Source organism: Rhodopseudomonas sp. BR0G17, from assembly GCF_010907025.1.
Taxonomy (GTDB): Bacteria; Pseudomonadota; Alphaproteobacteria; order Rhizobiales; family Xanthobacteraceae; genus Rhodopseudomonas; species Rhodopseudomonas palustris_H.
The window spans coordinates 56,575-73,658 of sequence record NZ_QUML01000003.1 but is presented as its reverse complement, the minus strand read 5'-3'; the positions used below and the strand labels follow the sequence as shown (position 1 = coordinate 73,658).

Annotated in this window: 20 protein-coding genes; 9 read left to right on the top strand and 11 right to left on the bottom strand. The window is 64.4% G+C overall.

Annotated features, from left to right (window positions below; all coding sequences use genetic code 11):
• The first annotated feature begins 86 nt into the window (after positions 1–86).
• The 3 genes from DY467_RS04110 (at position 87) to DY467_RS04100 (ending at position 3,482) form a co-directional block, all read left to right on the top strand.
• Entirely contained in the window at positions 87–1,187 is a 1,101-nt protein-coding gene (locus DY467_RS04110; RefSeq protein WP_164634128.1) for an NAD(P)/FAD-dependent oxidoreductase, read from the top strand.
• 123 nt (positions 1,188–1,310) lie between these two features.
• Positions 1,311–2,009 (top strand): GntR family transcriptional regulator, encoded by a 699-nt coding sequence (locus tag DY467_RS04105; protein WP_246701452.1) that lies wholly within the window; start codon positions 1,311–1,313, stop codon positions 2,007–2,009.
• 270 nt (positions 2,010–2,279) lie between these two features.
• A complete protein-coding gene (locus tag DY467_RS04100) occupies positions 2,280–3,482 on the top strand; it encodes an ABC transporter substrate-binding protein (protein WP_164634126.1) in 1,203 nt (400 codons plus the stop codon).
• A gap of 423 nt (positions 3,483–3,905) precedes the next feature.
• Here the strand turns inward: DY467_RS04100 and DY467_RS04095 are convergent, their stop codons facing one another.
• Positions 3,906–4,088, bottom strand: coding sequence for a YdcH family protein (locus tag DY467_RS04095; RefSeq protein WP_107346713.1), 183 nt, complete (start codon positions 4,086–4,088; stop codon positions 3,906–3,908).
• Between the two features lie 358 nt (positions 4,089–4,446).
• On the opposite strand from DY467_RS04095, the gene DY467_RS04090 reads away from it, so the two are divergent.
• Positions 4,447–4,653, top strand: a complete 207-nt coding sequence (locus DY467_RS04090) for a YdcH family protein (RefSeq protein ID WP_012497433.1) — start codon at positions 4,447–4,449, stop codon at positions 4,651–4,653.
• Here DY467_RS04090 and DY467_RS04085 read toward each other — a convergent pair.
• The gene (locus tag DY467_RS04085; protein ID WP_164634125.1) at positions 4,643–5,386 is read right to left on the bottom strand and encodes a GGDEF domain-containing protein; all 744 of its coding nucleotides are present in this window, start codon (positions 5,384–5,386) and stop codon (positions 4,643–4,645) included. The two genes, DY467_RS04090 and DY467_RS04085, sit on opposite strands and share 11 nt — an antisense overlap.
• Positions 5,387–5,538: 152 nt before the next feature.
• Here DY467_RS04085 and purE point away from each other — a divergent pair, with 152 nt between their 5' ends.
• From purE to rpsU, 3 genes are all read left to right on the top strand, one after another.
• Entirely contained in the window at positions 5,539–6,027 is a 489-nt protein-coding gene (gene purE, locus DY467_RS04080; RefSeq protein ID WP_107345785.1) for a 5-(carboxyamino)imidazole ribonucleotide mutase, read from the top strand.
• Entirely contained in the window at positions 6,024–7,124 is a 1,101-nt protein-coding gene (locus tag DY467_RS04075) for a 5-(carboxyamino)imidazole ribonucleotide synthase (protein WP_164634124.1), read from the top strand. The genes purE and DY467_RS04075 overlap by 4 nt, the downstream gene beginning before the upstream one ends.
• A 156-nt stretch (positions 7,125–7,280) precedes the next feature.
• Positions 7,281–7,544 (top strand): 30S ribosomal protein S21, encoded by a 264-nt coding sequence (rpsU, locus tag DY467_RS04070; RefSeq protein ID WP_013504042.1) that lies wholly within the window; start codon positions 7,281–7,283, stop codon positions 7,542–7,544.
• Positions 7,545–7,718: 174 nt separating this feature from the next.
• On the opposite strand, the gene DY467_RS04065 is transcribed toward rpsU, so the two are convergent.
• Both DY467_RS04065 and DY467_RS04060 read right to left on the bottom strand, forming a co-directional pair.
• Positions 7,719–8,597 carry a hypothetical protein gene (locus DY467_RS04065; protein ID WP_164634123.1) on the bottom strand — a complete coding sequence of 293 codons (879 nt, stop codon included), beginning with the start codon at positions 8,595–8,597 and terminating at the stop codon, positions 7,719–7,721.
• Positions 8,598–8,746: 149 nt separating this feature from the next.
• A complete protein-coding gene (locus DY467_RS04060) occupies positions 8,747–9,034 on the bottom strand; it encodes a cupin domain-containing protein (protein WP_011159713.1) in 288 nt (95 codons plus the stop codon).
• A 204-nt stretch (positions 9,035–9,238) separates the two neighbouring features.
• Between DY467_RS04060 and DY467_RS04055 the strand changes: the two genes are divergently transcribed.
• Positions 9,239–9,613: a VOC family protein gene (locus DY467_RS04055; RefSeq protein WP_107346715.1), complete on the top strand. Its 375-nt coding sequence runs from the start codon at positions 9,239–9,241 to the stop codon at positions 9,611–9,613.
• A gap of 182 nt (positions 9,614–9,795) precedes the next feature.
• Here the strand turns inward: DY467_RS04055 and DY467_RS04050 are convergent, their stop codons facing one another.
• The 7 genes from DY467_RS04050 to DY467_RS04020 all read right to left on the bottom strand — a co-directional run bounded on the left by DY467_RS04050 (position 9,796) and on the right by DY467_RS04020 (position 15,998).
• Positions 9,796–11,199: an NAD(P)(+) transhydrogenase (Re/Si-specific) subunit beta gene (locus DY467_RS04050; protein ID WP_107356776.1), complete on the bottom strand. Its 1,404-nt coding sequence runs from the start codon at positions 11,197–11,199 to the stop codon at positions 9,796–9,798.
• A 13-nt stretch (positions 11,200–11,212) separates the two neighbouring features.
• Positions 11,213–11,536, bottom strand: coding sequence for a proton-translocating transhydrogenase family protein (locus tag DY467_RS04045; RefSeq protein ID WP_022722381.1), 324 nt, complete (start codon positions 11,534–11,536; stop codon positions 11,213–11,215).
• 25 nt (positions 11,537–11,561) lie between these two features.
• Positions 11,562–12,689, bottom strand: coding sequence for a Re/Si-specific NAD(P)(+) transhydrogenase subunit alpha (locus tag DY467_RS04040; RefSeq protein WP_107356777.1), 1,128 nt, complete (start codon positions 12,687–12,689; stop codon positions 11,562–11,564).
• Between the two features lie 195 nt (positions 12,690–12,884).
• Entirely contained in the window at positions 12,885–13,037 is a 153-nt protein-coding gene (locus DY467_RS04035) for an aa3-type cytochrome c oxidase subunit IV (RefSeq protein WP_011159718.1), read from the bottom strand.
• A gap of 286 nt (positions 13,038–13,323) precedes the next feature.
• The gene (locus DY467_RS04030; protein ID WP_107345790.1) at positions 13,324–13,716 is read right to left on the bottom strand and encodes a type II toxin-antitoxin system death-on-curing family toxin; all 393 of its coding nucleotides are present in this window, start codon (positions 13,714–13,716) and stop codon (positions 13,324–13,326) included.
• Between the two features lie 10 nt (positions 13,717–13,726).
• A complete protein-coding gene (locus tag DY467_RS04025; RefSeq protein WP_107345791.1) occupies positions 13,727–13,951 on the bottom strand; it encodes an AbrB/MazE/SpoVT family DNA-binding domain-containing protein in 225 nt (74 codons plus the stop codon).
• A 130-nt stretch (positions 13,952–14,081) separates the two neighbouring features.
• Positions 14,082–15,998, bottom strand: a complete 1,917-nt coding sequence (locus tag DY467_RS04020; protein WP_164634122.1) for a M3 family oligoendopeptidase — start codon at positions 15,996–15,998, stop codon at positions 14,082–14,084.
• A 366-nt stretch (positions 15,999–16,364) separates the two neighbouring features.
• On the opposite strand from DY467_RS04020, the gene DY467_RS04015 reads away from it, so the two are divergent.
• Positions 16,365–17,000 carry a TerC family protein gene (locus tag DY467_RS04015; protein WP_107346716.1) on the top strand — a complete coding sequence of 212 codons (636 nt, stop codon included), beginning with the start codon at positions 16,365–16,367 and terminating at the stop codon, positions 16,998–17,000.
• Positions 17,001–17,084: the final 84 nt, after the last annotated feature.

Sequence of the window (17,084 nt, the reverse complement as noted above, 5' to 3'; positions counted from 1 at the left end):
GCGCGAATTTTCATCAATTGACCCGAGATGGTTAACCCGATCATAAACGCCGCGGGACGAGTCAATCGCAACAAGAGCGCGGATCGATGGAAGAAGTTGAGTGCGTCGTCGTCGGCGCAGGGGTGGTCGGGCTGGCGATCGCGCGGAAATTGGCGCAGCAGGGCCGCGAAGTGATCGTGGTCGAGCAGGCCGAAGCGATCGGAACCGGCACCTCGTCGCGCAACAGTGAAGTGATCCACGCCGGCATCTATTATCGGGCTGGCAGCCTGATGGCGCAGCTCTGCGTCGCCGGCCGCCGCGCGCTGTATGCCTACTGCGCCGATCACGGCATTCCGCATCGGCAATGCGGCAAGCTGATCGTCGCCACCACCGCGGCGGAAGCCGCCAAGCTGGAGTCGATCCGGGCTCACGCCGCCGCCAACGGCGTCGACGATCTGCGCGCGATCGACGGCGCCGAAGCGCAGCAGATGGAGCCGGCGCTGTCCTGCGTCGCCGCACTGGTGTCGCCGTCGACCGGCATCGTCGACAGCCACTCTTACATGCTGGCGCTGCGCGGTGACGCCGAAGCCGCCGGCGCAGCGTTTGCGTTTCATGCGCCGCTGCTGTCGGCACGCCGCGAAGGCGAGCTGCTCGCGCTCGAGATCGGCGGCGAGATGCCGATGACGCTGGGCTGCCGGATGCTGATCAATGCCGCCGGCCTCGGCGCAACCGCGGTGGCGCGTTCGATCGCCACCATGCCGCCGGAACTGGTGCCGACGCCGTATCTCGCCAAGGGCAATTACTTCACCTGCAGCGCGCGCGCGCCGTTCTCTCACCTGATCTATCCGGTGCCGGAGCCCGGCGGGCTCGGCGTGCATCTGACGCTGGATCTCGGCGGCCAGGCGAAGTTCGGTCCCGACGTCGAGTGGATCGACGAACTCGACTACGTGGTCGATCCGGCGCGCGCGGAACGGTTCTATCCGGCGATCCGGAAATACTGGCCGAGCCTGCCGGACGGCGCGCTGTCACCCGGTTACTCCGGCATCCGGCCTAAGATCGTGCCGCCGTCGGTCGCTGTGCAGGATTTCGTAGTGCAGAGCCCGCGTGAGCATGGCGTGCCGGCGCTGATCAACCTGTTCGGGATCGAATCCCCCGGGCTGACGGCTTCGCTGGCGATTGCCGACCACGTCGCCACCCTCACCGGCTGATCGAACGCGGGCAGAAACCAGCCCGATCCAGGAAATATCGAAAATCGATTTTCTGTTGACGCGCGCACCCTCCTGCGATTTGCTCGCAGCATGAGCAGCGCAAGTCCGATCCTTCACTATGCGTTGGATGGCGACGGCCCGCGGAGCCTGACCTCCGCGGTCCAGGACCGGATACGCGCCGATATTTTGGCGACTCGCCTGCTGCCGGGACAAAAGCTACACATCGCCGGCCTCGCCAAGCAGTTCTCGGTCAGCCTCGCGGCCGTCCGCGAGGCGTTGTCCCGCCTCGTCGCCGACGGGCTGGTGCAGGCCGCCGACCAACGCGGCTTCCGCGTCAGCCCGGTGTCTCTAGAGGATCTCGCCGACGTCACCCGATCGCGCATCGAGATCGAGGGATTGATGCTGCGGCGATCGATCGAATTCGGCGACCAGGCTTGGTTCAATGCGGTCGAAGCCACCTGGGGGGCTCTGAAGGCGTTTCCGCACCGTTTTCCGGGCGACGATCCCCTGCACTACGACGAATGGGCCAAGCACCATAACGCCTTTCACCTCGCGCTGGTGAGCGGCTGTGACTCACTCTGGCTGCTGCGCTTCCGCAAACTTCTGCATGAACAAAGCGAACGCTACCGACGGCTGTCGATCCGGCGCGACTCCGGGCGCGATCCGGCCGATGTCGACATCGAGCATGCGGCCATCGTCGATGCGGTGATCAGGCGCGACGCCGAGGCGGCGGTCGCGGCTTTGGCCAAGCATTTCACCGCAACCAAGGACAGCGTCGCGATTTCCTCCGGTGGATTTCTCGAGGCTGATCGGGCGGTGTGACTGATCGGGTCTCGCCGACATTCGCGGCGCGGCCAGCGTCGCTTAAGTGATCGAAACGATGGCCGAGGCGCCCGAGGGCCGCCCCGAGCACCGCAACAGCGGCTTTGCGCGACCGAAAGCGGTTCGCGCGAAGAGAACAGCCCAAAGCCAATGAGAACTCCGGTCGCCTGTGGCCGATCGCCAATCTCCGCCCCTGCAGCGACCATTCGAAACGACGACCGGCAGATTCAACGACCGGCACCAGACAAAAACCAAACGGAGGAAATCAGCATGCGCATGACGACCGCGCGGGCATTACTCGCCGCATCCCTCGGCCTGATCGGCACCGCCGCATCAGCCGAGGACCAGCCGGGGATCACCCAGACCGAAATCCGCATCGGGCAGACCATGCCCTATAGCGGGCCGGTTTCGGCATTCGGGATTCTCGGCAAGGGCGAGCTCGCCTACTTCAAGATGGTCAACGATCGCGGAGGCATCAACGGCCGCAAGATCAACCTGATCTCACTCGACGACGGCTACGTGCCGCTGAAAACGGTGGAGCAGACCAGGCGGCTGGTGGAAAGCGACGAGGTCTCATTCATCTTCTCCACCATGGGCACCGCGCACAACACCGCAATCGCCAAATATCTGCAAAGCAAGAAGGCGCCGCAGCTATTCGTCGCTTCCGGCGCCTCCAAATTCGGCGACATCTCGCAGTATCCACTCGCCATCATGGGCATCATGGCGCCGTTCCGCAACGAAGCGAGAATGTACGCCCGCTATGCCCTGGAGAAGAAGCCGGACGCCACCTTCGCGGTGATCGCACAGAACGACGATTTCGGGCGCGACTATCTTGCCGGACTGCGCGATGTGCTCGGCGAGCGCTACGACAAGGCGGTGACCGCGAGCATGTACGAAGTCACCGACCCGACCATCGACTCGCAGATCGTCAGCCTGAAAGCGAGCGGCGCCGACGCGCTGATCATCGCAGCAACACCGAAATTCGCCGCGCAGGCGATCCGCAAGACATTCGAGATCGGCTGGAAGCCAATGCGCTTCCTGTCCAACGTCTCGGTGTGGATGTCATCGGTGATGGAGCCCGCAGGCGTCGACGCCGGTGTCGGCATCATCTCGACCGCTTACGTCAAGGATCCGCTCGATCCTGCATGGACCGAGGATCCCGGTGTGAAGGATTGGCGGGCCTACATGCAGAAGTACATCCCGGACGGCGACTTGCGCGATTCCAACTACGTCAACGGCTACAACAACGGCATGGTGCTCGAACACGTGCTGAAGGCGGCCGGCAACGATCTCAGCCGCGACAACATCATGAAGCAGGCGCTATCGATCAAACAGCTGGAACTGCCGATGCTGCTGCCGGGGATCAAGGTCCAGACTGCGGCCGACGACCACCTTCCGATCGAACAGGTCCAGTTCATGCGCTTCACCGGCAAGCAATGGGAACGGTTCGGAGAGGTGCGCTCAACCAAGTAACGCGCTCTACGCCGCGGCGTCGCGGTTCTTGCGTCAAGGCTGGTGCAAGCATCGCGTCGGCCGCCGTGCGCGGCGTGCCAGCGTGCCCAATCATCGGATCGGAATCGGCACTGTCCGCGACACACGGATTCGCGTCGAGCAATGAACACTCACGCGAACATCGCGCCGATAGATCAAAGTGGTTGGGATGGGTTGCCAGGATCTGCGGCGTTTATGGCGATTGCCGATCACCTCGCCGCCTTGCGGCGCTGTGACCGGCGTCAATCACCTGGAGATTGGGACTTCAAATCCCCTCTGGCGCCGCCCGGAAGGCTCTTCGGCGTCAGAGGTGAATGATGTCCCGGAGCTGTCGCCATCACGTCGTCGGCATCATCGATGCGGACGTCTGCGAGGGAAAGCTTTGCTGCAGTGCAGTGAGGGAGGTCAGTGTACGCTGGTCTTGGTTTGCTTCAGTTTCGCGATTTGATCCCGGACCATGAGCTTGCGACGTTTCAGCTCGGCAATACGCACGTCGTCCGTAGAAGGATGGGCGAGAGCGTTGTGCAATTCGGTCTCCAGAACTTTGTGCTTGCGTTCCAGTTCGACGAGATGCGCCTGAATTGCCATACGAAACCTCCTCTTTTGATGAGACTGAGTTTCCATCCGGACGAGGAAGTGTACATCTCTGGTGGCGTCTGTCGATAGGTCTTGAAATATCCGCGTCATAATTTCGCGCCTCACGAAACGATTCGTGAGCACGATCAGTCCATCCCCGCAAACGCCCGAGGATGAGGGGTTTCCGCGAAAGCATCGAATGTCCGAACGCGGGTTTTGGAATTATTCACCTGACGAAGGTCGTACGCCGCACGATGCGCGGACGCACCGCTTGCTCGCAACGCCGCAAAGGCGATAATGACGGCGAACTGATCGACATTCCTCCGCAACCGGGCCGCGCTTCGCGAACCGGTTCAAGCCGACACTGATCATGACCGACGAAGACGAGGGCGACCTCGGTGCCGAGCTGGCTAAGCTGCAACAAGAGCACCGCGATCTCGACGCCGCGATCGATGCGCTGCACCATTCGCCTGCGCCCGATCTGTTGCGTCTGCAGCGGCTGAAGAAGCGCAAGCTGGCGCTGCGTGATCGCATCGCCTTCATCGAAGATCAGATCACGCCCGACATCATCGCTTGATCTTGGCTGCCGACGTCTTGGCAGCCGACGCCGAGCGGCGCTCTGCCTTGCGGGCATACATCGCCTGATCGGCAACGGCGAACGCTTCGGCAGCGTCCATCTCCGGCGTCAGCATCGCAACGCCAGCGGAGATTCCGACCTCGATCGTTTGATCGCCATAGCGGATCGCAAGCTCGTCGACCGCCGTCTCCAAGCCGAGCGCTTTGGCGCGCGCATCGGTTTCGTCGAGATTCCACAACAGCAAGGCAAACTCGTCGCCGCCGAGCCGGCCGATCAGATCGGACGCCCGGACGTGGCGCAGCAGCGCTTCGGTCACCGCCTTCAGCACGACGTCGCCGGCGGCATGGCCGAGGGTGTCATTGACCGGCTTCAGCCGGTCGACATCCAGCATGATCAGCGCACCGCCGGCGCCGTAGCGCTTGATGTAGGCCAGCGCCCGGCCGAGCTCGCGCTCGAAGCCGCGGCGGTTGGCGATGCCGAGCAGGAAGTCGGTTTCGGCGGACGCGCGCAGCACGTCGATCTCCGCCAGAGCGGCGGCCAGTTGAGCCTTCAGCCGACGGATCTTGAGCTGCGGATCGGCCGGCAGCCGCCCCCCGGCGACCTGGGCGCGCGGCGTCGCCGGCGCGGGGCGCGGCCCGGCAGGCGGCAGTTTTCGCTTCTTGGCGGCAGGTTTCGGGGTCCCCCGGTCGACGGACCGACGGGCGGACGAGGGGCGGATGGGCTTGTTTTTCATCAGAATCAGCCGGAGAACCGCCACAACACTTGCCGCTCTTCACCAAGAAAGGATAGTGCATTCCGGACGCCTTGGCCGGAGCGGCTGGCGTTCCTATAATCCCCACCTATGTTTCTGGATTCACGACAGAATCGCTCGAAAGAATCGTTTGAATGACAGCTCCCGTCGCGATCATCATGGGCAGCCAGTCGGACTGGGAGACGATGCGGCATGCCGCCGACACCCTGACCGCCCTTGGCGTCGCACATGACGCCCAGATCGTTTCCGCGCACCGCACCCCCGACCGTCTCTATACCTTCGCCAAAGGCGCAAAGGCAGCGGGTTACCGCATTGTCATTGCCGGCGCCGGCGGGGCTGCGCATCTGCCGGGGATGACCGCGGCGTTGACGGAGCTGCCGGTGTTTGGCGTGCCGGTGGAATCCAAGACGATGTCGGGCCTGGATTCGCTGTATTCGATCGTGCAGATGCCGGCTGGCATCCCGGTCGGCACGCTGGCGATCGGCAAGGCGGGCGCGATCAACGCGGCGCTGCTCGCCGCGAGCGTGCTGGCGCTGACCGATTCCGATCTGGCGACGCGGCTGGCGGCATGGCGCAAGGCGCAGACCGATTCGGTCGCGGCTCGGCCGGAGGGCGCAGCGTGAGCGCATCCCGCCGTGAACCGCTGAAGCCCGGTGATACCATCGGCATTCTCGGCGGCGGCCAGCTCGGCCGGATGCTGGCGCTCGCCGCGGCCCGGCTCGGGCTGAAGTGCCAGATATTCTCGCCCGACCCGGATTCGCCGGCGTTCGACGTGGTGCAGAACGGCACCTGCGCCGAATACGCCGATGTCGAAGCGCTGGAATCGTTTGCATCCGACGTCGACGTCATCACCTACGAGTTCGAGAACGTGCCGGCTTCCGCCGCGCTGGTTCTGGCGGCGCGCAAACCGGTACTGCCGAACCAGACCATTCTGGAGACCACCCAGGACCGCTTGGCCGAGAAGGACTTCGTGTCCAAGCTCGGCATCGGCACCGCCGGCTACGCGGACGTCACCTCGCCGCAGACGCTGCGCGACGCGGTCACCCGGCTCGGCCTGCCCGCGGTGCTGAAGACCCGGCGGTTCGGCTATGACGGCAAGGGACAGGTGATGCTGCGCCCGGGCGACGATCCGGAAGCGGCCTGGGCCAGTCTGGAGACGCGGGCTGCGATTCTGGAGGCCTTCGTGCCGTTCGAGCGCGAGATCTCGGTGATCGCCGCGCGCGGCGCCGATGGCCAGGTGGTGAGCTACGACGTCACCGAAAACGAGCACCGCGACCACATTCTAAAGGTGTCCAAGGCTCCGGCGGCGATCCCCGACGCGGTGGCGAGCGAGGCTCGCCGGATCGCCAAGACGATCGCCGATGCGCTCGGCTATGTCGGCGTGCTCGGGGTCGAGATGTTCGTGGTGCCCGGTGCGGACGGACCGAAGGTGCTGGTCAACGAGATCGCCCCCCGGGTGCATAATTCCGGGCACTGGACGCTGGACGGCGCTTCGGTCTCGCAGTTCGAACAGCACATCCGCGCGATCGCCGGCTGGCCGCTCGCCGAGCCGGTGCGGCACGGCGCGGTGACCATGACCAACCTGATCGGCGCCGACGTCCACGACTATACCCGCTGGCTGACCGTTCCCGGGGCGACCGTGCACCTCTACGGCAAGCGCCATGCCCTGCCCGGCCGCAAGATGGGCCATGTCACGGTAGTCGAGCCGGGAAAACGCTGACGGAACCGACCAACGTCGCAAAACTTAATTGTCGCGTCAGGTGGACATTGCCGGCCCGATCTGGTACATGGGCGCCCTCTAGGTGGAGGGCCTGGCCGCTGTCGGCCCCGCCTAATCCAATAAATTCCGATCTGATCACTCTGAAGAGGATGCCGCGTGCAGGTTCTCGTTCGCGATAACAACGTCGATCAAGCCCTCAAGGCGCTGAAGAAGAAGATGCAGCGCGAGGGGATTTTCCGCGAGATGAAGCTGCGCGGACATTACGAGAAGCCGTCCGAGAAGAAGGCGCGCGAGAAGGCGGAAGCCGTACGCCGCGCCCGCAAGCTCGCCCGCAAGAAGCTGCAGCGCGAAGGCCTGCTGCCGAGCAAGCCGAAGCCGGCTTTCGGCGCGGATCGCCGTCCGGCCGCAGCGGCGCGCTAATCGCGCCTTTCGGCGACGAAGCGAACTGAGTTTGAAGAACGCGGGCCCCGGGCCCGCGTTTTTCGTTGTTGCTTATTTCGGTGCTGCTTGGCGCTCGATCGGCGACCTGCCCCACACAACAAAATGCCCGGGGCGAAGCCCGGGCATTGATGACTGTGGATATCGCGGTCGTTACTACCGCGGCAGGACCGAGTGGATCACCGACTTGGCGGTGAACAATACATCCTCTGCGACCGACGGCTTGCGGGCGGCATTGCCGTCGCTGGACGCATCCGCGCGTGCGCCCGGAATATCGGCCGGCGGGGTCGGCGGGTGCTGATCGCTGTCGCGCAGGTCGATCGCATCGGCCGGGCGGCTGCTGGCCGGCACCGAGGCGGTGGTTGCCGGCGGATTGGCGTAGGGCGCAATCGACACATTGGTCGGCGCAACGTTGACGGCCGGCGGCAATGCCGGGGCGATGACGCGCGCGGCTTCCTGCTGCCGCGGCGGCTCCTGGGCGCGCGGCGGCTCAGGCACCTTCAGCGGCTCAGGCGCACGCCCCAGCGTTTCGGTGGCCCGCGGCGCCTCTGCGGGCGCCGACGCACGCAAGCGCTCGACGGCGGCCCTGACGAGCTCGTTAGGATCGCGCGCGGGCTCGCTGCGCTCCTCCGGCACCTTGACCGGCTCCGGCGTCGCGGACGCGGTGCTGACCGGCTTGGACGGGGCCGCCGCTTTGTTGTCATGCGCGGTGATCTGGTGCCGCCCCACTGGGCGATCGGCGGGCTTGTCGGCCGCGGCCTTCTCGGTGGAGATCTTGTCGGCGCCGAGCTTGACCTTGAGCGGCTCGCTCCGGGTCGGCTCGGACCGCGCGGCCTCCGCCGGCAGCGCGACGGCGACCGGCTCGGCCGGCTTAACGGCCTTGGTGGTATCGAGTTGCTGTGTCGCGGGGGCGGCCGGAGGCGGCGCGTCTGGCCTGGCGACGATGTACTGATTCACGACGTAGGCGGCGATCACGGTCGCGACCACCGACGGCAGAATCTGCCCGAGCAGTTTTTCGGTGATGAATTTCAGCATGGCCGGCCTCTTCCCCGCACGTGTGATGCTGGAAGTTTGAGGCTGATTGAGGGATCAACTGCGACCGATCGGTGGCATCGGAACGAGGTGTTCGGAGCGCCACCGAGCGGGCCGCGAGGCGAAGCTGGGCCCTGCCGCTTAACGAGAGGTTAAGCTTTCAATTCAATCTCGAGAAACACGATTTCGGCTGTGGATTCGTTGCGGACATCGTGTTGGACACCGGCCTTGCGGGCGTAGGAGCGGCCGGTCTTGAGCTGGGCCAGCGAGCGCGTCCCGTCCGGCGCCACGATGGTCATCTCGCCGTCGGCCATCGGCACCACGACGTAGTCCATGCCGTGGGTGTGGTGACCGGTCGCCGAGCCCGGCGGCAGCCGCCACTCCGTAACCCGCACCTCGTCGTTGTCGATCTGAATCTCGGATTTCGCCGCAACCGTCATGACGTCCCTTCTCCGGGCAGAACGCTGCCAACTAAGACACGGATACCACCAATCACCCTGCCCGACATCCGGCGATCAAGGGCCAGCGCCATGCGTACAATCGGCGCAGCTGATGCTCGGGCGGTATCGCCAGGTGGCATCGGATCGGTATAGTCGGCGGGCACCCTCAGGGTGAAAAACACCAAGGAGCAAACGGGAAACGCCATGTTTTCACACGTCATGATCGGCACCAACAATCTCGAAGCGGCGAAGGACTTCTACGACAAACTGCTCGGCACCCTCGGCGTGCCGCCGGCGATGGTCGATCGTCATCGCATCTTCTACCGCACCAAGACCGGCACCTTCGCGGTCAGCAAGCCGATCAATGGCGAACCGGCGACTGCCGCCAATGGCGGCACGATCGGCTTCGTGGCGAAGTCCCCGGAAGAGGCCGACGCCTGGCACGCGGCCGGCGTCGCCGCCGGCGGCACGACGTGCGAAGACCCGCCCGGCATCCGCGCCATGGGCGACATGAAGCTGTATCTCGCCTACCTGCGCGACCCGGACGGCAATAAGCTCTGCGTCATGCACCGGATGTGAGGCTTACACCAACCTCCGTCATGCCCGGCCCTGTGCCGGGCATCCACGTCTTTCGGCGTCGACGCGCAGCAAGACGTGGATGGCGGGGACGAGCCCGGCCATGACGTGGATAGTGGGTCTGGCCCAAACAAAAACGCCCGGCCTTACGGCCGGGCGTTTCGTTTCTGACGAGGCAGAAGCGCTTAGTGCGCCATCGCCTTGACGATGTTCTCGGTCATCTTCTTGGCGTCGCCGAGCAGCATCATGGTGTTGTCGCGATAGAACAGCGGGTTGTCGATGCCGGCGTAACCGGAGGCGAGCGACCGCTTGATGAACATCACGGTGCCGGCCTTCCACACCTGCAGCACCGGCATGCCGTAGATCGGCGAGGACGGATCCTCTTCGGCCGCCGGGTTGGTGACGTCGTTGGCGCCGATCACGAACGCAACGTCGGCCTGCGCGAACTCCGAGTTGATGTCCTCGAGTTCGAACACTTCGTCGTACGGCACGTTGGCTTCGGCGAGCAGCACGTTCATGTGGCCCGGCATACGGCCGGCGACCGGGTGAATCGCGTACTTCACCTCGACGCCTTCCTTCTTCAGCGAGTCGGCCATTTCACGCAGCGCGTGCTGAGCCTGAGCCACCGCCATGCCGTAGCCCGGCACGATGATGACCTTCGAGGCGTTCTTCATGATGAAGGCCGCGTCGTCGGCCGAGCCGAGCTTGGCCGGGCGCTGTTCACCGCCGCCACCTCCGGCCGCAGCGGTTTCACCGCCGAAGCCGCCGAGGATGACCGAGATGAACGAGCGGTTCATGCCCTTACACATGATGTAGGACAGAATCGCACCCGAGGAGCCGACCAGCGCGCCGGTGATGATCAGCGCCGAGTTGCCGAGCGTGAAGCCGATGCCGGCCGCGGCCCACCCCGAATAGGAGTTGAGCATCGAGATCACCACCGGCATGTCGGCGCCGCCGATCGGGACGATGATCAGGATGCCGAGCAGCAGCGCGACGCCGGTGATTACCCAGAAGGCGACTTCGCTCTGCGTGATCACCATGTAGATGATCGCCGCGAACATGATGACGCCGAGCGCGATGTTCACCACATGCCGTGCCGGCAGCAGGATCGGCGCGCCGCTCATGCGGCCCGACAGCTTGAGGAACGCGATCACCGAACCGGTGAAGGTCAGCGCGCCGATGGCAACGCCGAGCGACATTTCAACGAGGCTCTGGGCGTGGATGTTGCCCGGCTCGCCGATGTCGAACGCACCCGGCGCATAGAACGCACCGGCGGCGACCAGCACCGCGGCCATACCGACCAGCGAGTGGAAGGCGGCGACCAGCTCGGGCATCGAGGTCATCGGCACCTTCTTGGCGATGACCGCGCCAATGGCGCCGCCGATCGCGATGCCGGCGATCACCAGCACCCAGCCGAGCAAATCGGCCGGCGGATGGCCGGCGAGCGTGGTGGCAATGGCGATCGCCATGCCGCTCATGCCCATCAGGTTGCCCTGACGGCTGGTGGCCGGAGACGACAGACCGCGCAACGCCAGAATGAATAGGACGCCTGCGATCAGATACAGAAATGCGGAAAGATTGGCGCTCATCGACGGCCCCTACTCACTTCTGCTTCTTCTTGTACATCGCCAGCATGCGCTGGGTGACAAGGAAGCCGCCGAAGATGTTGATACATGCGAAGATCAGCGCGACGAAGCCGAAGCCGCGCGCCCACAGCGGACCGTTGTCGCTGCCGACCAGCGACACGCCGACCGCGAGCAGCGCACCGACCACGATAACCGACGAGATCGCGTTGGTCACCGACATCAGCGGCGTGTGCAGCGCGGGGGTCACCGACCACACCACGAAGTAGCCGACGAACACTGCAAGAACGAAAATCGACAGCCGAAACACGAACGGATCGACCGCTTGAACCATATGCTCCATAGCAACTCTCCTTAAGCGGTCGCGCTCACGCCGACTTGGGCTGGAAGTTCGGATGAACGACGGCGCCGTCGCGCGTCAGCGCGGTGGCCTTCACCAGTTCGTCGTCCCAATTCACCGCCAGCGCCTTCTCCTTGTTGACCATGGTCTCGAAGAAGCTCAGCAGATTGCGCGCATAAAGGGCCGAAGCCGACGCCGCGACGCGGCCGGCGACGTTGGTGTAGCCGACGATCTTGACGCCGTTGGTCTCGACGATCTGGCCGGGGACCGCGCCCTCGACGTTGCCGCCGCGTTCGACCGCGAGGTCGACCAGCACCGAGCCGGGCTTCATCGACTTCACCATCTCGGCGGTGACCAGACGCGGCGCGGGCCGGCCCGGAATCAGCGCGGTGGTGATGACGATGTCCTGCTTCTTGATGTGTTCGGCCGTCAGAGCGGCCTGCTTGGCCTGATACTCTTTCGACATTTCCTTGGCGTAGCCGCCGGCGGTCTGGGCGTTCTTGAACTCCTCGTCTTCGACGGCGAGGAACTTGGCGCCCAGCGATTCGACCTGCTCCTTGGTGGCGGGACGCACGTCGGTCGCGGTGACGATGGCGCCGAGACGGCGCGCGGTGGCAATCGCCTGCAGACCGGCCACGCCGACGCCCATGATGAACACCTTCGCCGCCGGCACGGTGCCGGCCGCGGTCATCATCATGGGCATGGCCCGGCCGAAGGTTTCGGCGCCGTCGATCACGGCGCGATAGCCGGCGAGGTTGGCCTGGCTCGACAGCACGTCCATGACCTGGGCGCGGGTGATGCGGGGCATCAGCTCCATCGCGAAGGCGGCAATGCCGGCATCCGCCATGCTCTTCAGCGCAGCGTCATTGCCGTACGGGTCCATGATCGCCAGCACCAGCGCACCGCGCTTATAGCTGGCGAGTTCGGACGCCTCCGGACGCTTCACCTTGAAGACGACATCGGCGTCCTTCAGAGCGTCGGCGGATACGGTGGCCCCGGCGGCAGTGAAATCGGAATCCGGCAGGCCGGACTTGAGGCCCGCGCCCGGCTCGACCGCGACTTCGGCGCCGAGAGCTTTCAGCTTCTTGACCGTGTCGGGCGTCGCCGCGACGCGCGGCTCGGCGGGATCTTGTTCTTTGGCAACAGCAATCTTCATGGAGCCTCCGGCGGCGCGAAGCACGCGCGTGAGCGAGCGAGATATGCGCGCACCCCGCAAAAGTGGGACCGGTTTTGGGACCGGGATGCGCGCTTACTTATTTGTTTGGAGAACGTCCGGACGACAAACCGGACTCCACTTTGCCGGGGCGTTCTCCGAGAGAGCGCCGCGTGTAACGGCGCACTCCAGCACAGATCAAGTCAGGAAAATGCCCATGAGGGCGACGATCACGATGACGGCGGCGGTGCCGTACTTCACCAGCTTGATGAACCCTTCATAGGTCTGCTCATGCGCGGCGTAGTCGTTGCCATCGGCAGTCGTGTAGGCAAACTCGTGGTGCTCTGCCATTCGTCTCTCCGACATCTTCGAGAAGTGGGGGATGCAATTAGCGCAATCTTATTGCGAGGGCAACGGCACTGCAGCAATTGTTAGCCTAGCCAGTTTGGGTTCATTCCAAAGTCTAGGCCGCCATCACCGATCGCTGGTGCAGTGTGATCGCAACAAACGATTAGAACAAGCTGCTACGAGGCGATTGCAACAAGCGACGACTGATTATTCCGCGCAACGGACCAATCGTGACTTGGTGACGAGGTGATCGCACGCTCGAAGTGACGACACGACCGTCGACCGCACGTCAGGCCGGCCAGTTGTCCCTGATCCAGCGCGTCAGGCTGGCTTCGCTGACTTCGCCGGCCGCGAGGGCAAGGATGATCATGGTCGCATGGGCGGGAGCAGGTTCGAAGACGATGCCGTTCTTGGCCAGAAAGACGACCATCGCCATGAAGGCGATCCGCTTGTTGCCATCAACGAAGGCGTGATTCTTGGCCAGCCCGAACGCATAGGCGGAGGCAAGCTCCGGCAGATCGCAGTGCTCATACTGCCATTTGTTGATGGGACGTTCGAGCGCCGACCGCAGCATGCCCTCGTCGCGCAGCCCCGGCGCGCCGCCAAATCGGCGCAGCTGTCTGGCATGCATCGCGATCGCCTGCTCGTAGGTGATCCAGCTCGGCTCGACAGGCTCGCCCATCGAAAGCTCCTCATTTGGCGAGGGCAGCCAGCGTGTCCTTGTACTTCTCCATGACCTCGTCGGCGATTGCCATCGTTCGCTCGAAGTCGGGGTCGTACGGCAACGCCTGGAATCCGCCGCCGGGCAATTCGGTGATGTGCAGTTCCTGCCCACGCTTGAGATCGAGGCGCTGCATCAGTTCCTTCGGCAGCAACAAGCCGTCGGAATTCCCAATCTTCTTGATTTCGATCTTCATCGCGATCCAATCTTTCCCCGAATGCGCCGGCCCAAGCCTCGCACGCCCGGCAACGAACAAGGCGCGTTATACAAACGTATAACGCGCCTCGCCGTTCCGTTCAACAAATGTTATACGGCAGCCAGTCGCCCTAGCCCATCGCCTCCAGCTCGTCGATCATGCCGGCGATCACCGACAGACCGCCGTCCCAGAAGCTGGGGTTCTTGGCGTCGAGGCCGAACGGGGCCAGCAGTTCCGAATAATGCTTGGTTCCGCCCGCCGACAGCATCGCCAGATATCGCTCGGCGAAGCCTTCCTGGGCGTGCTCGTAGACCGCATACAGCGAGTTCACCAGACAATCGCCGAACGCGTAGGCGTAAACGTAGAACGGCGAATGGATGAAGTGCGGGATGTACATCCAGAAGCTCTCGTAGCCCGGCTTGATCTCGATCGCCGGGCCGAGGCTCTCGCCCTGCACCGACAGCCAGATCTCGCCGATCCGCTGCGCGGTCAACTCGCCGCTGCGGCGCTCGGTGTGGACCGCCCGCTCGAACGAATAAAACGCGACCTGCCGGACCACCGTGTTGATCATGTCCTCGACCTTGCCGGCGAGCAGCGTCTGACGCTGCTTGCGGTCCTTGGTCTGAGTCAGCAGACGGCGGAATGTGAGCATTTCGCCAAACACGCTGGCGGTCTCGGCCAGTGTCAGCGGCGTCGGCGCCATCAGCGCGCCGTTCTTGGCGGCCAGCACCTGATGCACGCCGTGGCCGAGCTCGTGGGCGAGCGTCATCACGTCCCGCGGCTTGCCCTGATAGTTCATCAGCACATAGGGATGTGCCGACGGCGTGGTCGGATGCGAAAATGCGCCCGGCGCCTTGCCGGGCCGCACCGGGGCGTCGATCCAGCGATCGGTGAAGAAACGCTCGGCGATCTGCGCCATCTCCGGCGAGAACGCCTTGTAGGCGGTCAGCACCATGTTGCGGGCTTCCGGCCAGGCGATCGTGCCGGTCGCGGCGAACGGCAGCGGCGCGTTACGGTCCCAATAGGGCAGCTTCTTCTTTTTGAACCAGCCGGCCTTGAGCTTGTAGTAGCGGTGCGACAGCTTCGGATACGCCGCGCGCACCGAGGCGACCAGCGCATCGACCACTTCGCGTTCGACCCGGTTGGCGAGGTGGCGGCTGTCGGCCACGTCTTCAAAGCCACGCCAGCGGTCGGAGATTTCCTTGTCCTTGGAGAGCGTGTTGGTGATCAGCGCGAAGGTGCGCTCATTCGCCTTGAAGGTCTTGGCCAAGGCCTCGGCCGCCGCCTTGCGCTTTTCGGGCGCACGATCCTGCATCAGGTTGAGCGTCGGCTCGATCGCCAGTTCCTTGCCGCCAACCTTGAAGCGCAGCGACGAGATGGTCTGGTCGAACAAACGGTTGAACGCGCCGTACCCGGTCTGCGACTTTTCGTGGAACAACTGCTCGATGCGGTCTTCGAGCTGATAAGGCTTGTCCTTGCGCAGATCCTCGATCCACGGCCGGTAGTGGCCGAGCTCCGGCGTCTGCATTGCGGTCTCGAGCACCGCATCGTCGACGCGGTTGAGTTCGAGGGTGAAGAACAGCAGATGCACCGAGGCGGCAGTCAGGCGCTCGGAGACGTCACCATAGAATTTCGACTTCACCGGATCGACGCTGTCGCCGGCGTGGACCAGGCCCGCATAGGAACCGAGCCGGCCGGCCAAATCCTCGATCGCTTCATAACGCTTGACCGCGCCGGCGAGCCACAGCGCGCCGCCGTCCTTCGCGGTCTCTTCCGCCAGCCGGCCCTTGAAGTCGGCTTCGAACGAGGCGCAATCGGCATCGAGACGATCGAGATCGGCGGAGACCTCCGGCGAGTCGATCGCCGGATACAGATCCGTCAAATTCCACTCGGGCAGCTTCGCCGGCTTGCTTGCGGTCTTCCGTCCCGCGGCCGCGGTCTTGGCCGCTTTCGCCTTGCTGGGCGCGGCCTTGCGCGGTGCTGGCTTGGCGGGAATGGACTTGCGGGAAGAGGACTTTGCGGTACGGGAGGTCGCAGATTTCGCCATGGTGCTTTCAGATCGCGTGCGATTTGCCTTGCGAAACGCTACTAGCTCCGTCACCGGCTTCGCAAGTCACAGTTTCCTTCAAGGGGAGCCGCCCTGCGACAAGGCAGCGCGGCTCGAACAGCCCCTCGCCACCTTGATCGAGCTTGGCGGCAGGACTACGACACCGCTGCAAAGCGTTCGTTCCCGAACATTTCGGCTCTGACCGTGCGGCGATTGACCATCGTGCGGTCCGGTGATGGTATCGGCGCTGACGCAAGCGATCTGGCGCGGTCTTCGACGGCGCCAAATACCACCACGTCCTGGACCGGGCCCCTCTGGCAGTTCGTCTGAACTGTGATGTCGGACTGGACGCTCACGGAGCGCCCGATGACCGACTTTCTCGCAATCTTTACACCCGAAGGCCTCACCGCATTCGCCCAGGTCGTGATGATCGACCTTGTGCTCGCCGGCGACAACGCCGTCGTCATCGGCCTCGCCGCTGCCGGGCTGCCAAAAGAGCAGCGCGGTAAGGCGATCCTGATCGGCATCGTGGTCGCCACCGCGCTCCGCATCGCCTTCGCCAGTGTCACCGTGCAGCTTCTGCAGATCATCGGGCTGCTGCTCGCCGGCGGCGTGCTGCTGCTGTGGGTGTGCTGGAAAATGTGGCGCGAGCTGCGCAACCCGCCGGAAGATGTCGATGCGCTCGAAGGCGACGGCGGTGCGGCAACCGGCGCGCCGACCAAGACCATGGCGCAGGCGGTGTGGCAGATCACGCTGGCCGACGTGTCGATGTCGCTCGACAATGTCTTGGCGGTGGCCGGCGCGGCACGCGAGCATCCGGTGATTCTGGTGTTCGGCCTCGCCCTGTCGATCGCGCTGATGGGTCTCGCCGCCAGCTTCATCGCACGGCTGCTGCATAAGCACCGCTGGATCGCCTATATCGGCCTCGCCATCATTCTCTATGTGGCAGGCGATATGATCTATCGCGGCGCGCTCGAGATCTGGCCGCACGCCTTCGGATAACAGCGGATAACCATCTGCATTTTCACTAAGCGTTAACGCATTCGTCGCAATCCTGCACCAATTCGGGACAGTTCGGGTTGAGGC